The sequence below is a fragment of the Prescottella defluvii genome (assembly GCF_000738775.1).
Lineage (GTDB): Bacteria > Actinomycetota > Actinomycetes > Mycobacteriales > Mycobacteriaceae > Prescottella > Prescottella defluvii.
In genome coordinates, this window is record NZ_JPOC01000105.1 from 1 (window position 1) to 212 (window position 212).

Consider the following 212-nt stretch of genomic DNA (forward strand, 5'->3'; position numbering starts at 1 on the left):
GCCGCCGCGATCGCCGCGGCCCGGCGCGGGTTCAAGGGACTGTGCGTCGGCGGCGCCGTCGCCCTCGCGATCGTCGCGATCCCGCTGTGGTGGCAGTTCCTCGGACCCCAGAGCTACCGGTCGATCGAACACGGACCGGTCGGCAACGACCTCAACGCCTTCACCCACTTCCCCACCCAGTCCCTGGCCGGCGACCCAGAGTCCGCGGCAGG

The 212-nt window shown here is 72.6% G+C and carries 1 pseudogene; it reads left to right on the forward strand.

Features of this window, described 5'->3' with window-relative positions:
• A pseudogene (locus IJ15_RS25000) lies at positions 1 to 212 on the forward strand (glycosyl transferase); the annotation flags it as partial.